At 71.2% G+C, this 23,324-nt stretch carries 25 protein-coding genes; 14 read left to right on the plus strand and 11 right to left on the minus strand.

All coding sequences use genetic code 11. From position 1 onward, the window contains the following. Positions 1–31: 31 nt before the first annotated feature. Together IEX31_RS01930 and IEX31_RS01935 are read right to left on the minus strand one after the other, a co-directional pair. Entirely contained in the window at positions 32–721 is a 690-nt protein-coding gene (locus IEX31_RS01930; RefSeq protein WP_188741728.1) for a lysophospholipid acyltransferase family protein, read from the minus strand. Positions 722–772: 51 nt separating this feature from the next. Then, a complete protein-coding gene (locus IEX31_RS01935) occupies positions 773–1,720 on the minus strand; it encodes an ROK family glucokinase (protein WP_188741729.1) in 948 nt (315 codons plus the stop codon). Positions 1,721–1,867: 147 nt separating this feature from the next. On the opposite strand from IEX31_RS01935, the gene IEX31_RS01940 reads away from it, so the two are divergent. Next, positions 1,868–3,703, plus strand: a complete 1,836-nt coding sequence (locus tag IEX31_RS01940) for an AMP-dependent synthetase/ligase (RefSeq protein WP_188741730.1) — start codon at positions 1,868–1,870, stop codon at positions 3,701–3,703. A 168-nt stretch (positions 3,704–3,871) separates the two neighbouring features. On the opposite strand, the gene def is transcribed toward IEX31_RS01940, so the two are convergent. The 3 genes from def to IEX31_RS01955 all read right to left on the minus strand — a co-directional run bounded on the left by def (position 3,872) and on the right by IEX31_RS01955 (position 9,210). Further along, positions 3,872–4,363 (minus strand): peptide deformylase, encoded by a 492-nt coding sequence (def, locus tag IEX31_RS01945; protein WP_188741731.1) that lies wholly within the window; start codon positions 4,361–4,363, stop codon positions 3,872–3,874. 11 nt (positions 4,364–4,374) lie between these two features. Continuing rightward, positions 4,375–5,631, minus strand: coding sequence for a MinD/ParA family ATP-binding protein (locus tag IEX31_RS01950; protein WP_229662027.1), 1,257 nt, complete (start codon positions 5,629–5,631; stop codon positions 4,375–4,377). Between the two features lie 174 nt (positions 5,632–5,805). Continuing rightward, positions 5,806–9,210, minus strand: a complete 3,405-nt coding sequence (locus tag IEX31_RS01955) for a pyruvate carboxylase (RefSeq protein ID WP_188741733.1) — start codon at positions 9,208–9,210, stop codon at positions 5,806–5,808. A gap of 90 nt (positions 9,211–9,300) precedes the next feature. Between IEX31_RS01955 and IEX31_RS01960 the strand changes: the two genes are divergently transcribed. Next, positions 9,301–10,134 carry a ParA family protein gene (locus IEX31_RS01960; protein WP_188741734.1) on the plus strand — a complete coding sequence of 278 codons (834 nt, stop codon included), beginning with the start codon at positions 9,301–9,303 and terminating at the stop codon, positions 10,132–10,134. Positions 10,135–10,239: 105 nt separating this feature from the next. Here IEX31_RS01960 and IEX31_RS01965 read toward each other — a convergent pair whose 3' ends face one another. The 4 genes from IEX31_RS01965 to IEX31_RS01980 all read right to left on the minus strand — a co-directional run bounded on the left by IEX31_RS01965 (position 10,240) and on the right by IEX31_RS01980 (position 12,735). Next, positions 10,240–10,794, minus strand: a complete 555-nt coding sequence (locus IEX31_RS01965) for a MerR family transcriptional regulator (protein WP_188741735.1) — start codon at positions 10,792–10,794, stop codon at positions 10,240–10,242. Positions 10,795–10,904: 110 nt separating this feature from the next. Next, positions 10,905–11,597 (minus strand): transcriptional regulator FtsR, encoded by a 693-nt coding sequence (gene ftsR, locus IEX31_RS01970; protein WP_188741736.1) that lies wholly within the window; start codon positions 11,595–11,597, stop codon positions 10,905–10,907. Further along, positions 11,597–12,025, minus strand: a complete 429-nt coding sequence (locus IEX31_RS01975; RefSeq protein WP_188741822.1) for an FHA domain-containing protein — start codon at positions 12,023–12,025, stop codon at positions 11,597–11,599. The genes ftsR and IEX31_RS01975 overlap by 1 nt, the downstream gene beginning before the upstream one ends. Before the next feature lie 86 nt (positions 12,026–12,111). Continuing rightward, positions 12,112–12,735, minus strand: coding sequence for a CDP-alcohol phosphatidyltransferase family protein (locus IEX31_RS01980; protein WP_188741737.1), 624 nt, complete (start codon positions 12,733–12,735; stop codon positions 12,112–12,114). Positions 12,736–12,767: 32 nt separating this feature from the next. Between IEX31_RS01980 and IEX31_RS01985 the strand changes: the two genes are divergently transcribed. Next, a complete protein-coding gene (locus IEX31_RS01985) occupies positions 12,768–13,598 on the plus strand; it encodes a DUF1295 domain-containing protein (protein ID WP_188741738.1) in 831 nt (276 codons plus the stop codon). Here the strand turns inward: IEX31_RS01985 and IEX31_RS19390 are convergent. After that, a complete protein-coding gene (locus tag IEX31_RS19390; protein WP_188741739.1) occupies positions 13,582–14,580 on the minus strand; it encodes an NUDIX domain-containing protein in 999 nt (332 codons plus the stop codon). The two genes, IEX31_RS01985 and IEX31_RS19390, sit on opposite strands and share 17 nt — an antisense overlap. A gap of 62 nt (positions 14,581–14,642) precedes the next feature. Here IEX31_RS19390 and idi point away from each other — a divergent pair, with 62 nt between their 5' ends. From idi to IEX31_RS02040, 10 genes are read left to right on the plus strand one after another with little or no spacing between them, the layout of a single operon-like run. Then, positions 14,643–15,185: an isopentenyl-diphosphate Delta-isomerase gene (idi, locus tag IEX31_RS01995; protein WP_188741740.1), complete on the plus strand. Its 543-nt coding sequence runs from the start codon at positions 14,643–14,645 to the stop codon at positions 15,183–15,185. Then, a complete protein-coding gene (locus IEX31_RS02000) occupies positions 15,178–16,224 on the plus strand; it encodes a polyprenyl synthetase family protein (protein ID WP_188741741.1) in 1,047 nt (348 codons plus the stop codon). The genes idi and IEX31_RS02000 overlap by 8 nt, the downstream gene beginning before the upstream one ends. Continuing rightward, positions 16,221–17,111: a phytoene/squalene synthase family protein gene (locus IEX31_RS02005; protein WP_188741742.1), complete on the plus strand. Its 891-nt coding sequence runs from the start codon at positions 16,221–16,223 to the stop codon at positions 17,109–17,111. Before IEX31_RS02000 ends, IEX31_RS02005 begins: the two co-directional genes overlap by 4 nt. 5 nt (positions 17,112–17,116) lie before the next feature. After that, positions 17,117–18,718: a phytoene desaturase family protein gene (gene crtI, locus IEX31_RS02010; RefSeq protein WP_188741823.1), complete on the plus strand. Its 1,602-nt coding sequence runs from the start codon at positions 17,117–17,119 to the stop codon at positions 18,716–18,718. Beyond that, positions 18,715–19,041 carry a lycopene cyclase domain-containing protein gene (locus tag IEX31_RS02015; RefSeq protein WP_188741743.1) on the plus strand — a complete coding sequence of 109 codons (327 nt, stop codon included), beginning with the start codon at positions 18,715–18,717 and terminating at the stop codon, positions 19,039–19,041. Before crtI ends, IEX31_RS02015 begins: the two co-directional genes overlap by 4 nt. Next, positions 19,038–19,370 carry a lycopene cyclase domain-containing protein gene (locus IEX31_RS02020; protein WP_188741744.1) on the plus strand — a complete coding sequence of 111 codons (333 nt, stop codon included), beginning with the start codon at positions 19,038–19,040 and terminating at the stop codon, positions 19,368–19,370. The genes IEX31_RS02015 and IEX31_RS02020 overlap by 4 nt, the downstream gene beginning before the upstream one ends. Further along, on the plus strand, positions 19,360–20,265 hold the full coding sequence (locus tag IEX31_RS02025; RefSeq protein ID WP_188741745.1) for a prenyltransferase: 906 nt from the start codon (positions 19,360–19,362) through the stop codon (positions 20,263–20,265). Before IEX31_RS02020 ends, IEX31_RS02025 begins: the two co-directional genes overlap by 11 nt. A 9-nt stretch (positions 20,266–20,274) precedes the next feature. Then, entirely contained in the window at positions 20,275–20,646 is a 372-nt protein-coding gene (locus tag IEX31_RS02030; protein ID WP_188741746.1) for an RNA-binding S4 domain-containing protein, read from the plus strand. A 55-nt stretch (positions 20,647–20,701) separates the two neighbouring features. After that, the gene (locus IEX31_RS02035; protein ID WP_188741747.1) at positions 20,702–20,995 is read left to right on the plus strand and encodes a GNAT family N-acetyltransferase; all 294 of its coding nucleotides are present in this window, start codon (positions 20,702–20,704) and stop codon (positions 20,993–20,995) included. A gap of 4 nt (positions 20,996–20,999) precedes the next feature. Then, the gene (locus IEX31_RS02040) at positions 21,000–21,683 is read left to right on the plus strand and encodes an NAD(P)H-hydrate epimerase (protein ID WP_188741748.1); all 684 of its coding nucleotides are present in this window, start codon (positions 21,000–21,002) and stop codon (positions 21,681–21,683) included. Positions 21,684–21,855: 172 nt separating this feature from the next. Here IEX31_RS02040 and IEX31_RS02045 read toward each other — a convergent pair whose 3' ends face one another. After that, complete coding sequence (locus tag IEX31_RS02045) at positions 21,856–22,737, minus strand: aggregation-promoting factor C-terminal-like domain-containing protein (protein WP_229662028.1); 882 nt, start codon at positions 22,735–22,737, stop codon at positions 21,856–21,858. Positions 22,738–22,942: 205 nt separating this feature from the next. On the opposite strand from IEX31_RS02045, the gene IEX31_RS19210 reads away from it, so the two are divergent. Then, positions 22,943–23,317 (plus strand): YchJ family metal-binding protein, encoded by a 375-nt coding sequence (locus IEX31_RS19210; protein WP_373285486.1) that lies wholly within the window; start codon positions 22,943–22,945, stop codon positions 23,315–23,317. Positions 23,318–23,324 lie beyond the last annotated feature (7 nt).

The raw sequence follows: 23,324 nt of genomic DNA on the forward strand, positions 1-23,324 counted from the left end.
CCCCGCACGTCGCGACGCCGCCGTGTCGAGCCTACCCCGACTGCGCGGCCCGCTGCTCCCGCACCGAGCTGGCGTACACGTCGACGTAGTCCTGTCCGCTCAGGGCGCGGAGTTCGTAGACGAGCTCGTCGGTCACGGACCGCAACACGAACCGGTCGCCCTCCAGCCCGTGGAAGCGCGAGAAGTCGAGCGGTTCGCCGATGATGATGCCGATGCGGCGCACCTTCGGGATGCGGGTACCGATGGGCATGACCTTCTCGGTGCCGATCATCGCGACGGGGATGACGGGGACGCCGGCTTCGAGCACCATGCGCGCCACGCCCGTGCGACCCCGGTACAGTCGCGCATCGGGGCTGCGCGTGCCCTCGGGGTAGATGCCGAGCACCCCGCCGTCGCGCAGCACGCGCAGTCCCGTGTCGAGCGACGCCTCGGACGCCTTGCCGCCGGATCGATCGATCGGCAGCTGGCCGGACGCCTGGAAGAAGACGCGCGTGGCCCAGCCCTTCAGGCCCTTGCCGGTGAAGTACTCGCTCTTGGCGAGGAAGACCACGCGACGGTGGACGACGAGCGGGAGGAAGATCGAGTCGATGAAGGAGAGGTGGTTGGACGCGAGCACGACGGCACCTTCCCTCGGCACCCGCTCGAGGCCGACGACCCAGGGCCGGAAGATCGCCAGCAGGATGGGGCCGACGACGATGTGCTTCATGATCCAGTAGAACACCGCGTGCCTCCCTTCCGTCGCGAGCGACGATCCAGCCTATCGCCGAGCGGCTCAGGCGTGCTCGGCGACCCAGACCCGGGCGAGGTCCGCCGCCCCGACGACGCCGGCGTCGTTCACGAGTTCCGCGATGACGAAGTCGGGCTCGGGGTGGTAGCCGCGCGCCGGCAGGTGCTCGAGGAACGCCTCGCGGATGGGGTCGAGCAGCAGGTCTCCCGCCACGGCCACGCCGCCGCCGAAGACGAAGCGCTGCGGGTCGAGCACGGCCGCGAGCGACGCCGACGCCTCGCCGAGCCAGTGCCCGAGCTGACGCAGCGCCGCGGTGGCCCCCGGGTCCTCCGCTGCGATGAGGTTGCCGACGCGACGGCCGTCGAGCGCCCCGTGCTCGTCGCGGGTGCGCGCGAGCGCCTGTCCGATGCCGCCGGCGTCGGCGATCTCGCCGGCCATGCGGAGCAGGGCACGACCCGACCCGTACTGCTCGAGGCATCCGTGCTGACCGCAGCCGCAGGCGATGCCGTTCGGCACCAGGCGCATGTGGCCCAGCTCGGCGCCCGCGCCGAAGCCGCCGCGGAACAGCCGGTCGCCCGCGACGATGGCCCCGCCGACGCCGGTGCCGATGGTGAGCATGACCATGTCGCTCACGAGTCGGCCCGCGCCGAACCGGAACTCGGCCCAGCCCGCGGCGTTCGCGTCGTTGTCGACGACGACGGTCGTGCCGACGCGGGCCTCGAGCTTCTCGCGGAACGGCTCGTTGCGCCAGCGGATGTTGGGGGCGTAGTACACGATCGACTGCGCCGCGTCGATGAACCCCGCCGCCGCCACGCCGACGGCCGCGGTCGGTTCCCCGGCCGAGAGCGACCGGATCATCTCGACCACGGCGTCCTCGAGCAGCGCCGGGTCGCCCGGGGTCGGCACGCGCTCGCTGCGCACGATCGCGCCCAGCTCGTCGACGACCGCGCCCGCGATCTTCGTTCCGCCGATGTCGATACCGATCGCGTGCACGAGCAGGCTGCCTTTCGAGAGGGGTGAGGCCGAATGGTCCCGGGGCCTCCTGGCCGCGCGAGCAACGACTAGAGTGTAATCGACCCCAATGCCGAGGTTCGCAAGCGCTCTGCCGCACGACCCTCCCCGGTTGCCGAAGGAGCTACCGTGATCGAATTCGAGACTCCCGCCCTCGTCCCCGCGGACCCGGAGGCCAACACGACCGAGCTGCTGGTGCAACGGGTGGCGGAGACGCCTGACTCCGTGCTGTTCTCCCTTCCGACGGCCGACGGCGGTTGGTCGCCCGTCACGACCCGCGAGTTCCACCAGCAGGTCATCGCCCTGGCGAAGGGCTTCGTCGCGTCGGGCATCCAGCCGGGCGACAAGATCGGCCTGATGGCCAAGACGCGCTACGAGTGGACGCTCATCGACTTCGCCACCTGGTTCGCCGGAGCTGTGCTCGTGCCCATCTACGAGACGAGCTCGCCCGCCCAGGTGAAGTGGAACCTCGGCGACTCGGGCTCGATCGCCGTGATCCTCGAGACACCCGACCACTTCGCGCGCTTCGACGAGGTGCACCCCGACCTCCCCGCGATCCGCAACGTCTGGCAGATCGACCTCGGCGACCTCGACAAGCTCGTGGCCGCGGGCACCGACGTACCCGACGAGGAGATCGAACGACGCCGCAACCTCGCCGTCGGCTCCGACATCGCGACGCTCATCTACACGTCGGGTTCGACCGGCAAGCCGAAGGGCTGCGTCCTCACCCACTCCAACTTCGTCGAGCTCTCGCGCAACACCGCGGTCGCGCTCAAGGAGGTCGTGCTCGACCCGAACGGCGCATCGATGCTCCTCTTCATCACGACCGCGCACGTGTTCGCCCGGTTCATCTCCGTGCTCTGCGTGCACGCCGGCGTGCGCGTCGGCCACCAGCCCGACACGAAGCAGCTCCTCCCCTCGTTGGGCAGCTTCAAGCCGACGTTCCTCCTCGCAGTCCCGCGCGTGTTCGAGAAGGTCTACAACGTCTCCGAGCAGAAGGCCGAGGCCGACGGCAAGGGCAAGATCTTCCGCGCCGCCGCAGAGACCGCCGTCGCCCACTCCGTCGCGAAGGAGTCGGGTGCGAAGATCCCGCTCGGGATGAAGCTGAAGTTCGCGCTGTTCGACCGACTCGTCTACGCCAAGCTGCGCACGGCCATGGGCGGCAACGTCAAGTACGCCGTCTCGGGCTCGGCACCGCTGGGTCCGCGCCTCGGCCACTTCTACCACTCGCTCGGCATCACGATCCTCGAGGGCTACGGCCTCACCGAGACCACGGCACCCGCCACGGTGAACCTCGCCACGAAGTCCAAGATCGGGACCGTCGGTCCGGCCCTCCCCGGCGTGGCCGTGCGCACCGCCGACGACGGCGAGATCGAGGTGAAGGGCGTCAACGTCTTCAAGGAGTACTGGAAGAATCCCGAGGCCACGGCCGAGTCCTTCGACGGTGGGTGGTTCAAGACGGGCGACATCGGATCGTTCGACAGCGACGGATTCCTCTCGATCACGGACCGCAAGAAAGAGATCATCGTCACCGCCGGCGGCAAGAACGTCGCTCCGACTGCGCTCGAAGACCCGATTCGTGCCAACCCGCTTGTGGGCCAGGTCGTGGTGGTCGGCGACAAGAAGCCGTTCATCTCCGCACTCGTCACGCTCGACCCCGAGATGCTCCCGGTGTGGCTGAACAACAACGACGAGGATGCGGGCATGAGCGTCGAGGATGCCGTGAAGAATCCCGCGGTCCTCGCCGAGGTGCAGCGGGCGATCGACGCTGCGAACGAGAACGTCTCGCGCGCCGAGTCGATCCGCAGGTTCACGATCCTGCCGACCGAGCTCACCGAGGCGAGCGGTCACCTCACGCCGAAGCTCAGCATCAAGCGCAACGTGATCCTCGAGGACTTCGCCACCGAGATCGAGGGCATGTACTCTGGGGCGCCGGCCACCGAGGGACACTCGATCGTGCACTGAGCCTCATCCGACTTGAAGTGTCCCGCGGCTCTGGGCAGGGCGCAGCCGCTGCTCCCCTCGTGCGCGCTCTGGGCAGGGCGCAGCCGCTGCTCCCCTCGTGCGCGCTCCGCGCCACCGGTGTTGGCGCAGCAGGCGCCGAAGTGGCGCGGAGCCGGTGGTCGCCACAGGTCAGAACCAGTCCGACTCCCGCACCGCCTTCATCGCGGCCCGACGCTCGTCCTTGTCGAGGCGGTCGAGGTAGAGGAGCCCGTCGAGATGGTCGGTCTCGTGCTGCAACGCCTGGGCCATGATCCCCGTGCCCGAGAGCTCGATCTCGTTGCCGTCGAGGTCGATGCCGCGCACCCGAGCGAACGGGTACCGCCTGGTCTTGTGCCAGAGCCCGGGCACCGAGAGACAGCCCTCGTCCACGAGTTCGGGTTCTCCCGTGACCTCGACGAGGACGGGATTCAGGATGTAGCCGACGCGGCCGTCGACGTTGTAGCTGAACGCGCGCAGGTTCACGCCGATCTGCGACGCCGCCACGCCGGCGCGCCCGGGCAGCTTCACGCTGTCGAGGAGGTCGTCGACGAGTGCACGGATGCCGTCATCGATCTGTTCGACGGGGGCGGAGACGGTCTTCAGGACGGGGTCGCCGAACAGGCGAATGGGACGTTCCGGCAATTGTGCTCCGATCAGTGCCCGCGCTCTGCGGGCAGGCCTTCCACGACGAGGGCGGCGAGTTCGCGCGCCGCGTGCTGGGTAACCGGGCGCAGCTCGTGCCAGTTCACCACGGAACCTGCCGCGAGCTGCGGGTCGTACGGGATACGGACGATCTCCCGCACCCGGGACTGGAAGTGCGCCTCGATCTCGTCGACCTTGACGAGATGGGTGCCCTGCGTGGCGAGGTTGATCGCGACGACCGCGTTGCGCACGAGCTCGCCGTAGCCGTTGGCCTCGAGCCACGTGAGCGTTTCGGACGCGAGTCGCGCCTCGTCGACGCTGCCACCCGACACGATGACGATGGAGTCTGCGCGTTGCAGCGTCGCCCGCATCACCGAGTGCACGATGCCCGTGCCGCAGTCGGTGACGACGAGCGAGTAGTAGCGGGCGGCCAGTCCGGCGACGACGTTGTAGTCGTTGTCGTCGAACGCCTCGGAGAGCGTCGGGTCGCTGTCCGACGCGAGGATGTCGAGCCGGGTCTCGTCGCGGGAGACGAACCTCGAGAAGTCGGTGTACCCCCCGATCGATGCCGCCTTCGTGACCACATCGCGCACCGTCTCGCGCGTCTGCCGGTCGACGCGCTCGGCGAGCGTGCCGCGGTCGGGGTTCGCGTCGATCGCGATGATGCGGTCGTCGCGGGCGTCGGCCAGCGCCATGCCGAGGAGGGTGGTGACGGTCGTCTTGCCCACGCCGCCCTTGCGGGTGAGCACCGGAACGAACCTGGCCCCGCCCTCGAACCGCTTCTGGATGCGCGCGTTCATCGCCTTGTGCGCGCGGACCTTCGCGGAGTCGCCCAGGTTGACGAGGTGGAGGGATGCATCGTAGAGGAAGCGGTTGAACCCGCCCTGCGGAGCAGGACGCGTCGTACGGTTGAGGTCGATCAACCGGTCGGCGGTGAGCGAATCCGAGGTCTCGGGCACTTCGAGCTCGGATCCGGCCGCAGCCTCGCCCGGCACGTCGACGATGGCCACATGACTGCCGGTGTCGGTGGTCACGCGCTCACGCCGCAACTTCGTCGCGTCGGCGGACAGCAGCGCGCTGTACGGGGACGGGTCGCGTCGTGACGCGCCGCGGTGACCGGCGCCCGCGAGCGCCGGCGTGACGACCTCGACCGACATCGTGCTCGAGCCGGCCGCCACGACGGTGCCGGGGTTCACAGCGACGTCATCGATGGCTACCGCCACCTCGTCCTCCGGCATCACGGGCTGGGGCGCGGGCGGGAGGTCCACGTGGATGTTCAAGCTCTCCGGGAGCGCGTCCGCGGCGTGCGCACCGCTCGATGGCTCGAGTTCCCCGTGATCGGGCGACGCGGTGTGAACGCCGGTCGCCCGGCGCCTCGTCATCTCTTCTCCACCCCTGTCAGACACCGATACCCCTCCTCATCAGTGCAGCACGGGGACAGCCTATCGTGGGCGCACCACCACGAGCAGATCGCCGGGCTCGACCTGCTGCGTCTTGGGTATCGCGACGCGCTCCACGACGCCGGCGATCGGGGACGTGATGGCGGCCTCCATCTTCATGGCCTCTATGGAGGCGACGCTCTGTCCGACGGCCACCTCGGCGCCCGCCTCGACCTGCAGGGTCACCACGCCGGAGAACGGCGCGGCGACCTGGCCGGGCTGCGAGGCATCCGCCTTCTCGGCCGCTCGGGTCTCGACGACGATGCTGCGATCACGCACGAATACGGGGCGCAACTGGCCGTTGAGGATCGTCATGACGGTGCGCATGCCCTTGTCGTCGGCCTCGCCGATGGCCTCGAGGCCCGCGTAGAGCCGCACGCCCCGGTCGATCTCCACCACGTGCTCCGAGCCTTGCCGGAGCCCGTAGAGGTAGTCGGCAGTGTCCATCGCGGAGAGGTCCCCGAAGTGCTCGCGGATCTGCTCGAACTGCCGCGTCGGCGCAGGGAATAGTAGCGCGTTGAGCGTGGCGCGCCGAGTGGAGCTGTCGGCCTCGAGCGCATCGCGCTGCTCGGGCACGAGTTCGGTGACACCGATCCGGATGTCCTTGCCGGCGAGCACCTTGGAGCGGAACGGCTCGGGCCAACCACCCGGCAGGTCGCCAAGCTCACCGGCCATGAACCCGATGACGGAGTCGGGGACGTCGTACTTGTCGGGGTTCGCCGCGAAGTCCGCCGGGTCGGCCTTCACCGCGGCCAGGTGCAGGGCGAGGTCGCCGACCACCTTCGACGACGGCGTCACCTTGGGGACGCGGCCGAGGATGTCGTTCGCCGCGGCGTACATGTCCTCGATGAGCTCGAAGTCGTCGGCGAGGCCGAGCGCGATCGCCTGCTGGCGGAGGTTCGAGAGCTGGCCGCCCGGGATCTCGTGGTGGTACACGCGGCCCGTGGGGCCGGGCAACCCAGACTCGAACGGCTTGTAGATGCGGCGCACCGCCTCCCAGTACGGCTCGAGGTCGGCGACCGACTGCAGCGAGATGCCCGTGTCCCGCTCGGTGTGCGCGAGCGCCGCGACGAGCGACGACGCCGACGGCTGGCTCGTGGTGCCGGCCATGGGTGCGCTCGCGACGTCGACCGCGTCGACCCCGGCTCGGGCCGCCGCGAGGAGCGTGGCGAGCTGGCCGCCGGCGGTGTCGTGCGTGTGCAGGTGGACGGGCAGGTCGAAGCGCTCCCGCAGTGCGCCGACGAGCTTCTCGGACGCCGTCGGGCGGAGCAGTCCCGCCATGTCCTTGATGGCGATGACGTGCGCACCGGCCTCGACGATCTGCTCGGCGAGCCGCAGGTAGTAGTCGAGCGTGTAGAGGTCCTCGGCGGGATCGAGCAGGTCGCCCGTGTAGCACAGCGCCACCTCCGCGACCGTGTGGCCCGTGGCAAGCACCGAGTCGATGGCCGGGCGCATCTGCGACACGTCGTTCAACGCATCGAAGATGCGGAAGATGTCGACGCCGGTCGCCGCCGCCTCGCGCACGAACGCATCGGTCACCTCGGTCGGGTACGGCGTGTAGCCGACCGTGTTGCGCCCGCGCAGCAGCATCTGGATGTTCACGTTCGGCAGTACCTCGCGGAGCGCCGCGAGTCGGTCCCACGGGTCCTCGCCGAGGAACCGCAGCGCGACGTCGTACGTCGCACCGCCCCACGCCTCGACCGAGAGGAGCTCGGGGGTCATCCGGGCCACGTAGGGCGCCACAGCCACGAGGTCGCGGGTGCGCACACGGGTGGCGAGCAGCGACTGGTGTGCGTCCCGGAAGGTCGTCTCGGTGACGGCGAGCGGGGTCTGTGCGCGGAGCGCGGCGGCGAACCCGACCGGGCCGAGCTCGAGCAGACGCTGGCGCGCCCCGTCGGGTGCCGGGGCGCCGAGGTCGATCGACGGCAGCTTCTCGACCGGGTTCACGCTGGTCGGCGCCGGACCGTTCGGCTGGTTGACCGTGACGTCCGCGAGCCAGTTCAGGAGCTTCGTCCCCCGATCCTTCGACACGCGGCCGCGCACGAGGCTCGGGCGCTCGTCGATGAAGGACGTGCTCAGGTCGCCGGCGATGAACGCCGGGTCCTCGAGCACCGCCTGGAGGAACGGGATGTTCGTCGAGACGCCGCGGATGCGGAACTCGGCGAGGGCCCGCCTCGCCCGTGCCACGGCCGCCGGGTAGTCCCGACCGCGGCAGGTGAGCTTGGCCAGCATGGAGTCGAAATGTGGGCTGATCTGCGCGCCGGGATTGATGGTTCCGCCGTCGAGGCGGATGCCTGCGCCGCCCGGCGACCGGTACGTCGTGATCTTGCCCGTGTCGGGACGGAAGCCGGCCGTCGGGTCCTCCGTCGTGATGCGGCACTGGAGCGCGGCACCGCGAAGCCTGATCGAGTCCTGCAGGAGCCCGAGGTCGGCGAGGGTCTCCCCCGCCGCGATGCGGATCTGCGACTGCACGAGGTCGACGTCGGTGACCTCCTCGGTCACGGTGTGCTCGACCTGGATGCGCGGGTTCATCTCGATGAACACGTGCTGCCCGGCCCGCTCGCCCGCCCTGTCGAGCAGGAACTCCACGGTGCCGGCGTTGACGTAGCCGATCGAGCGCGCGAACGCGACCGCGTCGTGGTAGAGCCGCTCCCGGACCTCGTCGGGCAGGTTCGGCGCGGGCGCGATCTCGATGACCTTCTGGTGGCGGCGCTGCACCGAGCAGTCACGCTCGAACAGGTGCACCGTCTCACCCGTGGCATCCGCGAGCACCTGCACCTCGATGTGCCGCGGGCGGAGCACCGCCTGCTCGAGGAACATGGTCGGGTCGCCGAACGCGCTGTCGGCCTCGCGCATGGCCTCCTCGAGGGCCGGCCGCAGCTCGTCCTTGGAGTTCACCCGACGCATGCCGCGGCCGCCGCCGCCGGCGACGGCCTTGGCGAAGATGGGGAAGCCGATCTCGTCGGCCTGTGCCGCGAGGGCCTCGACGTCGCGCGACGGCGGCGTCGACTTCAGCACCGGCACGCCCGCGGCGATCGCGTGCTCCTTTGCCGTGACCTTGTTGCCGGCCATCTCGAGCACGTCCTTCGACGGCCCGATGAAGGTGATTCCCGCCTCGGCGGCGGCCTGGGCCAGTTCGGGGTTCTCGGAGAGGAACCCGTATCCCGGGTAGATGGCGTCCGCGCCCGACTCCCTCGCGACGCGGATGATCTCGGACACGTCGAGGTAGGCACGCACCGGATGTCCCGGCTCACCGATCTGGTACGCCTCGTCCGCCTTCAGGCGGTGCAGTGAGTTGCGGTCCTCGAACGGATACACGGCGACGGTCTTCGCGCCGAGCTCGACGGCTGCACGGAACGCTCGAATGGCGATCTCACCGCGATTGGCTACCAGGATCTTCGTGAACATGCAGGCCTTTCAGACGGACAGCGCAGAGTGAGCATGGCGCACAGCGAACATGTAGGTATCGCCCGAGTAGTAAAGGTAACGTATCTGTTCGTGCACGTACTCAGCGTCAGCTCCCTCAAGGGCGGTGTCGGCAAGACGACCGTGACGCTCGGGTTGGCGTCGGCGGCCTTCGCGCGCGGCGTCCGAACCCTCGTCGTCGACCTCGACCCCCAGTCCGACGTCTCGACCGGCATGGACATCCAGATGTCCGGCCATCTCAACGTTGCCGATGTCCTCGCCTCTCCGAAGGAGAAGATCGTCCGCTCGGCGATCGCGCCGAGCGGATGGGCGAGATCGAATCCCCAGTCGACCATCGACGTCATGATCGGCAGCCCGTCGGCGATCAACTTCGACGGACCGCATCCGTCGATCCGCGACATCTGGAAGCTCGAGGAGGCGCTCGCCAACGTCGAGGCCGACTACGAGCTCGTGCTCATCGACTGCGCTCCCTCGCTCAACGCCCTCACGCGCACCGCGTGGGCGGCGAGCGACCGCGTCGCCGTGGTGACCGAGCCGGGCCTGTTCTCCGTCGCCGCCGCCGACCGTGCGCTCCGCGCGATCGAGGAGATCCGCCGTGGCCTCTCGCCACGCCTGCAGCCACTCGGCATCATCGTGAACCGGGCGCGCGTGCAGTCGCTCGAGCACCAGTTCCGCATCAAGGAGCTCCGAGACATGTTCGGCCCGCTCGTGCTGAGCCCCCAGCTGCCCGAGCGCACCTCGCTGCAGCAGGCTCAGGGCGCCGCCAAGCCGCTGCACATGTGGCCGGGCGAGAGCGCCGAGGAGATGTCGCGGCATTTCGACCAGCTGCTCGACCGCGTGCTGCGCACCGCCCGCATCGGCGACTACGCCGCGACGCCGTTCGAGCTCGAGTCGCCCGTCACCTGACCTCACGATCTGTCGCTCCCTGACCTCCTCGAAGGGAGTTCGCGAAGAGTGCGCGCGACGCCGCGTCCCGCTCCGACGAACTCAGCGAGCGAGCGAACGATCCGCTCAGGAGATCTTGCGCGACCGCGCTCCACGGCGCACGGCGAGCTCGTCCAGCGGGTGGGCCGGTTCGGTGTCGAGCTCGACGAGCGTCGACTCCACCTCACGGAGCACCTTGCCGACGGCGATGCCGAACACGCCCTGGCCGCGGTTCACCAGATCGATGACCTCGTCGTCGGAGGTGCACAGGTAGACGCTCGCCCCGTCGCTCATGAGCGTCGTCTGCGCGAGGTCCTCGATGCCGGCCTCGCGGAGCTGCATGACCGCGGTGCGGATCTGCTGCAGCGAGATGCCGGTGTCGAGCAGTCGCTTGACGAGCTTCAGCACGAGGATGTCGCGGAACCCGTAGAGCCGTTGGGAACCGGATCCGGCCGCACCGCGGACCGTGGGCTCGACGAGTTGCGTGCGAGCCCAGTAGTCGAGCTGGCGGTAGCTGATGCCGGCCGCTCGGGCCGCGACCGCGCCGCGGTAGCCGGTGCCGTCGTCGTGCTCGGGCATGCCGTCGGTGAAGAGCAGGCCGAGGTCGTAACGAGCCCGTTCGCTCCGGTCGAGCTCACTCATCCGATCGCCCCTCACTCTCACGCCCGCACCCCGACGGCGCGATTCCCACGCTACCCACGGGGAGAGGCTGCGCCAAACACATCGGGCCGAACGTCACGGCGTGTCGCGGATCATCGTGCGAGGCGTGCGATGGTCGCCCGCACGACGCTCACGTGCACGTTCTCGAGGTGCCCCGCGAGCTCGAGCGCGCGCTCGGCGGCGCGGGCCTTGTCGGCGGCATCCGAGCGCCTCGACGGTGCGATCGCGCGCTCCACGAGCGCGGCCTCTCGCTCGGCCGCCGCGCGCACGCCGCGGAGGTGGCGCGGCTCGATGCCGACGCCGCGCAGGGCCACGAGCGACCGCAGGACGCCGACCGCCTCCTCGCCGTAGGTCTCGGCGGCCGCGAGGAGCGATGCCGAGACGGCCTCGTCGAGGAGCGCGTGCGTGGCGCCCGCGGCCTGGACGAGCTCGTCGCGCCGGAACCGGCGCGCCCCGGCGAGGAACGTCGTCGCGTCGGTCGCGCCGGGCAGTGCGGGCGTCTCGCCCGCGTCGATCGCCTCGAGGTGCGCGCGGATGACCTTGAGCGGCAGGTAGTGGTCGCGCTGCATCGACAGCACGACCGTGATGCGGTCGACGTCTGCCCTCGAGAACTTGCGGTACCCGGCGGCCGTGCGCGCCGGGGACACGAGACGCTGCTCCTCGAGGAAGCGCAGCTTCGAGGGGGTGAGCTCGGGGAACTCGGGCTGGAGGAGCGCGAGCACCTGGCCGATCCCGAGCAGTTGGGCCTGGCCGCTCGCGTGGGGGAAGACGGCGGTGCCGGGCACTATCCGGTCGCCAGTGGCGCCAGGTCGCGTCGGGAGGCGTAGAAGGTGAGCCGGTACTTGCCGATCTGCACCTCGGCGCCGTCGCTGAGGAGGGCCGTGTCGATGCGCACGCCGTCGAAGTACGTGCCGTTCAGCGACGAGAGGTCCTTCACCTCGAACGCCGTGCGATGCCGGAGGAACTCCGCGTGCCGGCGGGAGACCGTGACGTCGTCGAGGAAGATGTCGGCGTCGGGGTGGCGGCCGACGGTCGTGACGTCGGCGTCGAGGAGGAACCGCGCACCCGAATTGGGGCCCCGGCGGACGATGAGCAACGCCGACCCCGAGGGCAGCGCGTTGATCGCCTCCTGCTCCTCGGCGGAGATGTCACTGTCGAGCGCCGCCAGCTGGGCGGCGGCCTCGCGACTGAACCCGATAGTCGTGTCGCCCATCCCGTCGTCGCCGGCTCTCGCCGGCGTCGCCTGAGGCTCGCCCTCGGCCTCGCCGCCGGGCTGGGTGATGTCGGTATCCGCCACGACTAACCTCCTTCCCCCAGCGTATCCGATCGGGAGTCGTCCGCTACACGGGGGATCCGGATGACGCGGGCGGTCTCGATCGCATAGATGACGCCCGCCCACCAGTACAGGAACGCCCCCCACAGGGTGACCGCCCAGCCGACCGGCTCGGTCACCGGTTGCGCGGACGGGAATGCGAGCCCGAGCATGATGACGGGCACCCCGAAGAACAGGGCGAAGGTCGCGACCTTGCCGAGCTGGTGCACGGGCAGCGGTCCGTACCCGTGGCTGGCGAGCACCACGCCGAGCACGAGGAGGAACACGTCGCGGGCGACGATCACGACCACGATCCACCAGGGCACGAGGCCGTTCGCGGCGAGTCCGACGAGCGCCGCGAAGATGTAGAGGCGGTCGGCCGCGGGGTCGAGCAGCTGCCCGAGGCGGGTGACCTGGCCGAGTCGTCGCGCGAGGTAGCCGTCGAGGAGGTCGCTGAGGCTCGCCACCACGAGCACGACGAGCGCCGAGACATATCCGCCCACCACGATGAGCACGAGGAACACGGGCACGAGGGCGAGCCGCAGCATGCTGAGGACGTTCGGGATCGTCCAGACCCGCGAACCCACCGCCCTCGTGCTCTCCCCAGCCACGATGCGATCCTATCGACCCCTAGAATGCCGCCATGGCTCCCCTCTTCGTGTGTCTCGTCATCTGCGGCGCGATCACGGCCGCGACGTGGCTCGCCTCGATCGTGACGCGGGAGTACTCGTGGGTCGACCGCATCTGGTCGGTCGCGCCGATCGCGTACGTCTGGGTGTTCGCGGTGGCGAGCGCCTTCGACGCCCGACTCGTGTTGATGGCGGTGCTGGTGACGGCATGGGGCATCCGGCTCACCTTCAACTACGCGCGCAAGGGCGGCTACCGTCCGGGCGGCGAGGACTACCGGTGGGCGGTGCTGCGCGGGCGGATGTCGCCGCCGGCGTTCCAGGCGTTCAACCTGCTCTTCATCTCGATCTACCAGAACGGCCTCATCCTGCTGATCAGCCTGCCGGCCCTCACGGCATTCGAGGCGGCGGGCGACCCGCTCGGCGCGTGGGACGTCGTGCTCGCGGCGCTCTTCGTGGCCTTCCTCGTCGGCGAGACCGTCGCCGACCAGCAGCAGTGGGCGTTCCACCGCTGGAAGGCCGCGGAGACGGCGGCGGGCCGCTCCCCCGATCCCGGTTTCCTGCAGACGGGCCTGTTCCGCCTCTCGCGGCATCCGAACTACTTCTTCGAGCAGGCGCAGTGGTGGGTGTTCTACGGGTTCGCCGTCGCCGCCACCGGCGTGTGGGTGCACTGGACCATCGCGGGCGCGGTGCTGCTCTCGCTCCTGTTCGTCGGCTCGACGGCCTTCACCGAGGCGATCTCGCGCGCGAAATATCCCGAGTACGACGAGTACCGGGCGCGCACGTCGCCCATCGTGCCGTGGATTCCGCGATCGAGGGACCGCGCGGGATTCAGAGCCTCGACCTGAGCGAAGGCCAGGACTCCGCGAATCTCGGATGCAGCGGCAGTTCGCCGACGGAGTCGAACCGGACCCAGCGCAGCTCGATGCTCTCGGGGTCGCTCACGACGGGCGCGAACCGCTCGACGGCGTCGGCCACGACGGTCGTGTACGACCAGTAGCCGAGGTCGAGCACCGACGTGAATCGCACGGCGAGCAGCCGTGCCGGAACGCCTGCCTCCTCAGCGGCCTCGCGCACCGCGGCCTGCACGGCGTCCTCGTGCTCGTGCCGGGCGCCACCGGGCATGCCCCAGGTGCCGCCGAAGTGGCTCCAGGCGGCGCGGTGCTGCAGCAGCACCTCGGATGCGGGGCTGACGACGAGCAGTCCGGCGGCACCGAACCTGCCCCAGTACCGCGCGCCGTCGGGTCCTTCGACCCAGGCGTCCCCGCTCGTTCCGCTCATGACTCCAGCATGACCCACATGGGACTCACGGCGGGCCGGCGCACCCGCGCGGTCACCCGCCTCGACGACGATGCCCGCGAGCCGATCCAGGAAGTCGACGACGATCGCCCGCTCGGCGGGGGTGAGGGACACGGCGAGCTGGAGCATCCGCTCGTGCATGGGCCCGAGGGTGCGCCGGAGTCGCTCGTGCGCCCCGGGCAGGGTGCTGAGCAGCATGGCGCGGCGGTCGGACGGATGCCGCGAGCGCTCGAGGTAACCGGATGTCACGAGCCGCCCCACGAGCTTGGTGACCGCGGCCGTGGTGATGCCGAGCTCGCGCGCGACCGCCGCGCTCGTCGCGTCGCGCCCGGCACGCTCCTCGCGGATGATCCAGCGGAGCGCCGCGACGTCGGTGTCGCCCATGTCCATGTCGTCACGCGTGCGCCTGCGCATCATCGCCTCCGCGTCGCGGTGACGCCTGACCGCCTCGAGGACGTCGAGCGTGGACGGATCGGTCCGGTCGTACCAGTACCCGTCGCTCGTCGAACTTTCGGTTGTTCCCTCGGGCATAACCACGATGCTATCGTCAAGTCACTAACTCGGTTAGCGAATTCAGTCATTTGGAGGGGGCGATGACACAGACCATAGAGGCCATCGAAGACGAGGTCGTGCTCCTCGACGAAGCGGGGAACCCCATCGGTCGGGCACCGAAGAGCGCCGCGCACGGGCCGGACACGGCCCTGCACCTGGCGTTCTCCTGTCATGTGGTGAACGCCCTCGGCGAACTCCTCGTGACCCGCCGCGCGCTCACCAAGCAGGCGTGGCCCGGCGTGTGGACCAACTCGTTCTGCGGACACCCGAGGCCCGCCGAGTCGCTCGTGGCGGCCGTGCGCCGGCGCGCCGACTTCGAGCTCGGCATCGAGCTCGACGACGTGGAGCTCGCGCTCCCGCTGTTCCGCTACCGCGCCGCCGACGCCGACGGCACCGTCGAGAACGAGGTCTGCCCCGTCTATCTCGCCAGGACGGCGAGTGAGCCCGACCCCAATCCGCGCGAGGTCGCGGAGTATCGCTGGGTCGATCCGGCGGAGCTCGGCCGGGCCGTCGAGGCAGCCCCGTGGGCGTTCAGCCCATGGCTCGTCCTGCAGGCCCGGCAGCTGGAGCTGTTCCGTGACTGACGTGCTCGACTCCGCGGTCGATGACGGGCTTCGTGCCGTCTTCGCCGACGCCCGCGTGCGCGCCGGCCAGTACGGCGCGCACTACGCTGCGCTCTGGGAATCGCTCGAGCAGCAGAGCGCCGGCGGCAAGCGCATCCGCCCGCAGCTCGTGAACGCGGCCTACTTCGGCCTCGGGGGCACCGACCGGTCGCTCGTCACGCGCGTCGCGATCTCATTCGAGCTGCTGCACACCGCATTCCTCATCCACGACGACGTGATCGACCGCGACACCGTGCGACGGGGTGCGCCGAACATCGCGGCGCAGTTCGCCGGGCGCGCCCGCGACCATGGCGCCGGCGACCGCGTGAGCGCGACGTGGGGCGAGACGGCGGCGGTGCTCGCAGGCGACCTCGCGCTCAGCCGCGCGCACCGGGAGATCGCGACGCTGGCCGTCGACGACGACCGGCGGGCGGCGCTGCTGGACATCCTCGACCGTGCCGTATTCGTGTCCGCCGCGGGCGAGCTGGCCGACGTCGTGCATGCCGGCATCCCCGAGACGCCGCGCGTCGACCGCGTGCTCGCCACACTCGAGCAGAAGACCGCGGTGTACTCGTTCGAGTGCCCGCTCGCCGCCGGCGCCGTGCTCGCGGGGGCCGACGGGGCGACCGTCGACGCACTCGCGCGCTTCGGGCGCCTGGTGGGCGTGGCGTTCCAGATCGCCGACGACATCCTCGGCGTGTTCGGCGACCCCGCGGTGACGGGCAAGTCCGCCGCGTCCGACCTGCGCGAGGGCAAGCAGACCGCGCTCACGGCACACGCCGCGACGACCGATGCGTGGCCCGCGATCTCCGCGCGGCTCGGCGACCCCGAGCTCGACGACGGAGCCGCGCACCTCATGCGGGTCGCGCTCCGCGAGTGCGGCGCGCTCGACGCGGCCCGACGGCTCGCCGACGAGCACGTCACCCTTGCCCGGCTCGAGCTCGACGCCGCCCACCTGCCCGAAGCCCTCAGGGCGGAGCTCGGCGAGCTCGCCCAGCACGCGGCGGAGCGTGCCCGATGAGCCCCCCCGGCGGCGAGGCCGACGCGCTCGGCCGGTACGGCGCGACCGCGGAGGCGAGCGCGGCCGTGGTGATCGGGCGCTATTCCACCTCGTTCGGGGCCGCGGCCCGGCTCCTCGATCCGGCGTCGCGCCGGCGCATCCGCTCGATCTACGCCCTCGTGCGCGTCGCCGATGAGATCGTCGACGGCACCGCGCGCGCGGCCGGGCTCGCCGACGCCGAGCTCGTCGCGGTGCTCGGCGACCTCGAGGCCGAGACCGAGACCGCGATGGGGCGCGGGTACTCCGCCAACCTCGTGGTGCACGCGTTCGCGACGACCGCGCGCGACGCCGGCATCGACGAGCGGCTCACGCGCCCGTTCTTCGCCTCCATGCGCCGCGACCTCGACCGTGCGCCGATGCGGATCGACGAGGTCGGGCCGTACATCCACGGCTCGGCCGAGGTCGTCGGCCTCATGTGCCTCGCGGTGTTCCTCATCGACGAGCCGGCGGATGCCGCGCGACGCGAGCGGCTCGAGGAGGGTGCCGTGCACCTCGGCGCCGCATTCCAGAAGATCAACTTCCTCCGCGACCTGGCCGTGGACTGGCACGAGCTCGGGCGCAACTACTTCCCCTGGATCGACCCCGATCGGTTCACCGAGGCCGACAAGGCGCGCATCCTCGACGACATCGATCACGATCTGGAGATCGCCGGTCGCAGCATCCGGGAACTCCCGCGCCGCGCCCGTACCGCGGTCGCCGCCGCACACGGACTGTTCGCGAAGCTCGCCGCTCGCTGCCGCACGACGCCGGCCGAGCGGCTCATCGCGACGCGGATCCGGGTGCCAGACGGGGAGAAGCTCGTGATCGCGGTCAGATCCGCGATCACGGCCGGCGGGATCGGCCGATGACGACGATGTCGGGGGAACGGATCGTCGTCATCGGCGGGGGGATCGCCGGGCTGGCGTCGGCGGCGCTGCTCGCGCGGGACGGCCATCGGGTCACCCTGCTCGAGGCGCTGCCGACGCTCGGCGGGCGAGCCGGCACGTGGGAGCGACGCGGGTTCCGGTTCGACACCGGCCCGTCGTGGTACCTCATGCCCGAGGTGTTCGATCACTTCTTCCGCCTGTTCGGCACGACCGTCGCTGCGGAGCTCGAGCTCACGACCCTGGACCCCGGCTATCGCGTCTACGCCGACGGCTACGACGACCCCATCGACCTCCGCGCCTCGCGCGCCGAGAACGTCGCCCTCTTCGAGTCGATCGAGCCCGGTGCGGGCGCCGCGCTCGAGCGGTACCTCGACTCCGCGGCATCCACCTACGACGTCGCCCGACGCCGCTTCCTCTACACGAACTTCGACGACCCCAGGGCATTCGCGGCCCCCGAGGTGCTCGGCAGCGCCGGTCGCCTCGCGCGGCTGCTCGCGACGCCGCTCGACCGGTTCGCGGCCCGTTCCGTGCGGGACCGACGGCTCCGCCAGGTGCTCGGCTACCCGGCCGTGTTCCTCGGGTCGTCGCCGTCGGCGACGCCCGCCATGTACCACCTCATGAGCCACATGGACCTCGAGCAGGGCGTGCTGTACCCGCGGGGCGGGTTCGGCGTGCTCATCGCGCGCATCGCGGAGATCGCCGAGACCGCCGGGGTCGACCTGATCGTGAACGCGCACGTCGAGGCCATCGAGCTGACCGACGAGCCGTCGCCTTCGGTCACGGGCGTGCGCTACCGCGACGTGTCGGGAGACGAGCATCGCGTTACCGCCCACCGCGTGGTGTCGGCGGCCGACCTGCACCACACCGAGACCGAGCTGCTGCCGCCGGCGGCGCGCACGTACCCCGAGTCGTGGTGGGAGCGGCGGACGTCGGGACCCGGCGCGGTGCTCGCGATGCTCGGCGTGCGCGGGGAGGTGCCGGCGCTCGCCCATCACACGCTGTTCTTCACCGAGGACTGGTCCGAGAACTTCGAGCAGATCTTCGGAGCCGACCCGCGCATCCCCGACCCGGCGTCGTTCTACGTGTGCAAGCCGAGTGCGAGCGACGCCACCGTCGCGCCGCCGGGCGACACGAACCTGTTCATCCTCGTGCCGGTGCCCGCGGACGTCTCGATCGGCCGCGGCGGCGAGGACGGCGGGGGCGACCGCCTCGTCGAGGAGGCCGCCGACCGCGCGATCGCGCGCATCGCCGAGGCCACCGGCACCCCCGGCATCGCGGCGCGCATCGTGGTGCGCCGCACGGTGGGGCCGGCCGATTTCGCCGAGGACCTCAACTCCTGGCGGGGCGGCGCGCTCGGCCCGGCGCACACGCTGCGGCAGAGCGCATTCCTGCGCGGGTCGAACCGCTCGCGCCGCGTGCGGGGCCTCCTCTACGTGGGAGGGTCGAGCGTGCCCGGTATCGGCCTGCCGATGTGCCTCATCAGCGCCGAGAACGTGCTGAAGCGCGTTCGCGGCGACCGGTCGAGCGGCCCGCTGCCCGAGCCCGCCGTTACTGCGCGATCCGTCGAGCTCGACCGGAACGCGGGATGACGGGGTTCGCCTATCTCGCCGCGCTCCTCGTCTCGCTTGGCGCGATGGCGCTCATCGACGCGCGCTGGCGTCTGGCGTTCTGGCGTGCACCGGGTGCTGCGGCGATCGCAGTCGGCGTCGGTACCGCACTGCTGCTCGCCTGGGACGTCGTGGGCATCGGCTTCGGCGTGTTCTTCCGCGGCGATTCGCCCTGGGCGTCGGGCCTCGTCATCGCGCCGGAGCTGCCCATCGAGGAGCCGGTGTTCCTCCTCTTCCTCTGCCATCTCTCGCTGGTGACCGTGCTCGGCGCCGAACGTGCCCTGCAGGCGAGGGGACGCCCGTGACCTACGCGCTGATCTCCCTGCCGTTCCTCGCGATCGGCGTGCTCGCCGCGGTGATCACGGCACGCTCGCTGCCGCGGCCGGCCCGACGTCGGCGGTGGATCGCGACCGCGATCGCCGCGGCCGTGCTCCTCGCGCTCACGGGCGTCTTCGACACGGTCATGATCGCCGCCGGCCTCTTCGGCTACGCCGACGGCACGAGGCTCGGGCCGACCGTGGGCCTCGCACCGATCGAGGACTTCGCCTACCCGACCGTCGCCGCGCTCCTGGTGCCCGCCGTGTGGACGATCGTGCGACGGCGTGCGCAGCGAGGCGGCGATGATGAAGACTGAATCCGTGACCCGCGGACCCGTGCACACGATGGCGCAGGTGCTGCTCTCGTCGCGGCCGATCAGCTGGATCAACACCGCGTTCCCGTTCGCCGCCGCCTACCTGCTCACCACCGGTACCGTCGACGCCCTCCTTGTCGTGGGCACGCTGTTCTTCCTCATCCCCTACAACCTGCTCATGTACGGCGTCAACGACGTCTTCGACTACGAGTCCGACCTGCGGAACCCGCGCAAGGGCGGCGCGGAGGGTGCGCTTCTCGAGCCGGGGCTGCATCGCACGGTCGTGTGGTCGGGCATCATCACGGTGGCCCCGCTCATCGTCGCCATGCTCTGGCTCGGCGGCACGGGGCATCCGTGGTCCTGGCTCGTGCTGGCGGTGAGCCTGTTCGCGGTGTTCGCGTACTCGGTGCCCGGACTGCGGTTCAAGGAGCGCCCGGTGCTCGACTCCGTCACGTCCAGCACCCACTTCGTGAGTCCCGCCGTGTACGGGCTGGCGGTCGCCGGAGCCGAGCCGACGCCGCAGCTCATCGCACTGCTCGCGGCGTTCTTCTGCTGGGGCATGGCGAGCCACGCCTTCGGCGCCGTGCAGGACGTGGTGCCCGACCGGGAGGCCGGCATCGCCTCGATCGCCACGGCGCTGGGAGCCCGTGCGACCGTGCGCCTCGCCCTCGGGCTCTGGGTGGTCGCCGGCCTCCTCATGCTCGTGACCGAATGGCCGGGGCCGCTCGCGGCCTTCCTCGTGACGCCGTACCTCGTCGCGGCGTGGCCGTACCGCTCGGTCGGCGACGCCGAGTCTGGCACGGCGAACCGGGGCTGGCGCCGATTCATCGCGCTGAACTACGCGATCGGATTCCTCGTCACCATGCTGCTCATCTGGTGGGCGCTGGTGCGGTCGTAGGCTGGCTGCATGTCCTCCGACTCCCCCGTCCGCGTCGACGCGTGGCTGTGGGCGGTGCGCCAGTTCAAGACGCGCTCGGCAGCCACGTCCGCCTGCCGCGCCGGCCACGTGCGCGTGAACGGCGAGCGCGCGAAAGCCGCGCAGCCCGTACGGCCGGGCGACGAGGTGCGGGTGCGCGTCGACGGGTTCGACCGGATGCTGGTGGTGCGCCAGACCCTCGTGAAGCGCGTGTCGGCGAGCGTCGCCGTGACCGCGCTCGAGGATCGCACGCCCCCGCGGCCGCCGCGTGAGGCCGTGCCGGTCGTGCCGGTGCGCGACCGCGGCGCGGGTCGGCCGACGAAGCGCGAGCGACGGGACCTCGAGCGACTGCGCGGGCGCTGAGCGACCCGCCTCGGGATCCGCCGGGCCCGCGCGTCGCCGGGCGTAGCCTGAGACGGTGCAGAAGGAAATCAGCCACGAGCCCGATGCCCGCCGCTACGTGCTCCGCGTCGACGGCGACATCGCGAGTGTCCTCGACTACCGCGTGCTCGGCGACTCGGTCGCGTTCACGCGCGCCTTCACGAATCCGCCGTACCGCGGCAGCGGACTCGCGGGCGAACTGGTCGAATTCGCCGTCGACGACGTCGAGGCGGCCGGCGGTCGCCACATCGTGCCGAGCTGCTGGTACGTCGGCGAGTGGTTCGGACGCCACCCCGACCGCGCCGGCCTCCTCGATCCCCGAACGGTCTGATCCCATGGTCGCGGGATACTCGGCGGCACAGGTCCGCGCGGCGGAGGCGCCGCACCTCGCGCGGGGCGAACCGCTCATGCGACGTGCGGCCGCGGCACTGGCCTCGGCGATCCGCGGCGTTCTCGCCGACTCGGATGCGCCGCATGGCCCGGTCGTGCTCCTCGTCGGCGCCGGCGACAACGGCGGCGACGCGCTGTTCGCGGGCGCGGACCTCGCGCGCGACGGGGTCGACGTGGTCGGCGTGGCGACGTCGGAGCGGATGCACCCCGGCGGGCGCGAGGCCGCCGCCGAGGCCGGCGTCCGCTTCGTCGGGCCGGACGACACGGATGCCGCGCGAGCGGCGTTCGAATCGGCGGTCGTGCTCGTCGACGGCATCCTCGGCACGGGCACGAGCAGTTCGCCGGCGCTCCGGGGGGCGGCGCGCGACCTCGTGGAGCTGGCGATCCCGATCGTGGAACGGCGTGGCACGTCGGTGGTCGCGGTCGACCTGCCGAGCGGCATCCATCCCGACGACGGCACCGTGCCCGACCCGAGGGTGCTGCACGCCACGTTGACGGTGACCTTCGGGGCCGTGAAGGCCGGACTGCTGCGCGGGCCCGCCACCGGCTACGCCGGTCGCGTGGAACTCGTCGATCTCGGGCTCGGCGACGAGCTCGCGGCCTTGGCCCCGCTCGTGCTCACCGACTGAGGCGGGCCGAGGTGCTCCCCGTGCCCTGGCCGCATCCCTCTCGCTGCCACCGAGAGTGCACTCGCCGCCCCCGGGAGGGCGGGAGGTGCACGCTCGGCGGACGGCGGCGGGAGTCGAAGCCCGCAGACGCGAACGCGGGCCGGGGTCGTCGACCCCGGCCCGCGTCAGCGGATCAGTACCAGTTGACGGCCTGCGAGTGCGACCACGCGCTGCAGGGCGTGCCGTACGCGGCCCTGACGTACCCGAGGCCCCACGTGATCTGGGTCCGGGCGTTGGTCGCCCAGTCGGCACCGGCCGTGGCCATCTTGCTGCCCGGTAGCGCCTGCGGGATGCCGGTGGCGCCGCTCGAGGCGTTGTAGGCCGTGTACGACCAGCCGGATTCCCTCTGCCAGAGGTTGTTCAGACACTGGAACTGGTCGGCGCCCCACCCGTACTGCGACGCGGCGAGGTCGGCGGCGAACGCTCGTGCGCCGTCGGGCGTGTTGGCCGCGGCCAACTCGGCCGCGGCTGCGGCAGCCGCCGCGGCGGCGGCTTCGGCCCGGGCCTTGTCCCAGGCCGCGGCCGCGGCGGCGGTCTTCTCGGCTTCCGCACGCGTCGCCTTCGCGAGGTCGGCGACCTCGTCGACGGGAATGCTGCGGTACTCATTGAGCGACGCGACGGAGGAGGCGAGGCCCGAGGCGTCGACCTTGCCCTCGGCTTCGGCCAGCGCCGCGTTCGCGACGCTGATGGTGTCCTCGGCGTTGTCGAGGATGCGCGCGGCGGCGATCGTGCGATGGGCGCCGACCTGCTCGCCGTGCAACGTGCCGGCATAGTTGAGCGCCTGTGTGGCCTCGATGCGGGCCTGGGTCTCGGCGGCGCCCTGCACCGTGAAGCCGGTGCCGACGACGAGGCCGGCGGCGGCGATCGCGCCGGCGACGATGAAGCGGCGGCGGCCGATGCGCCGGCGACGGAGCTCGCGCCGAGACGTGGCCGGCGGAGTGGCGGGTGAGGTCGGGTTGGAGCTGTTCGGGTTGTCGGTTTCGGAGGCGCGCGTGATTCGGTTCGTGTTTCGCATAGGAGAAGGGCGCTCGGTCGGGGGTCGGGGGGCCGCGCGCCTTCCGAGCCGAGGCGCACCCGGCAACCCTGCCCCGCGAATCTGGAAGGTTCCTCAGTTCCTCCTGTGCAGACCATGACCGCGCTGCCTCAGCGGCGAGCGGTTCGACCAGTGCTGCGGCAGGTTCATCGCGGGCACCGCGGATGCCCCGACGGCCGAACGGCACATGCGCTCGCGGTACTCGGCCTTCGTGATCGGCGACTCCAGGTACCTGCTCGCCACGTGGCATCCGTCTCGGCTGGCCCTCGAGGCGCGCGTCGCCGACGAACTCCGCGGATGCCGCGTCACTGGCCTCAGCGCGGGCCTGCACTGCCTCCTCGAGCTTCCGCCCGGCTCGAGCGAGGAGCGGGTGACCGAGGAGGCGGCGCGGCTCGGGCTCCGGTTCGACGGGCTCTGCTCGTTCCGACTGCGCGGCACGCAGTGGCGGCATCCGCCCGCCATGGTCGTCGGCTACGGCGCTCCCCCGGCGCACCGCTTCGACGAGGCGGTCGACCTCGCGATCCGGGCGGTCGGCGCCGTGCTCGACGAGCGAGGCGCCTGACGCGGCG

Source organism: Agromyces bauzanensis (genome assembly GCF_014645655.1).
Lineage (GTDB): Bacteria > Actinomycetota > Actinomycetes > Actinomycetales > Microbacteriaceae > Agromyces > Agromyces bauzanensis.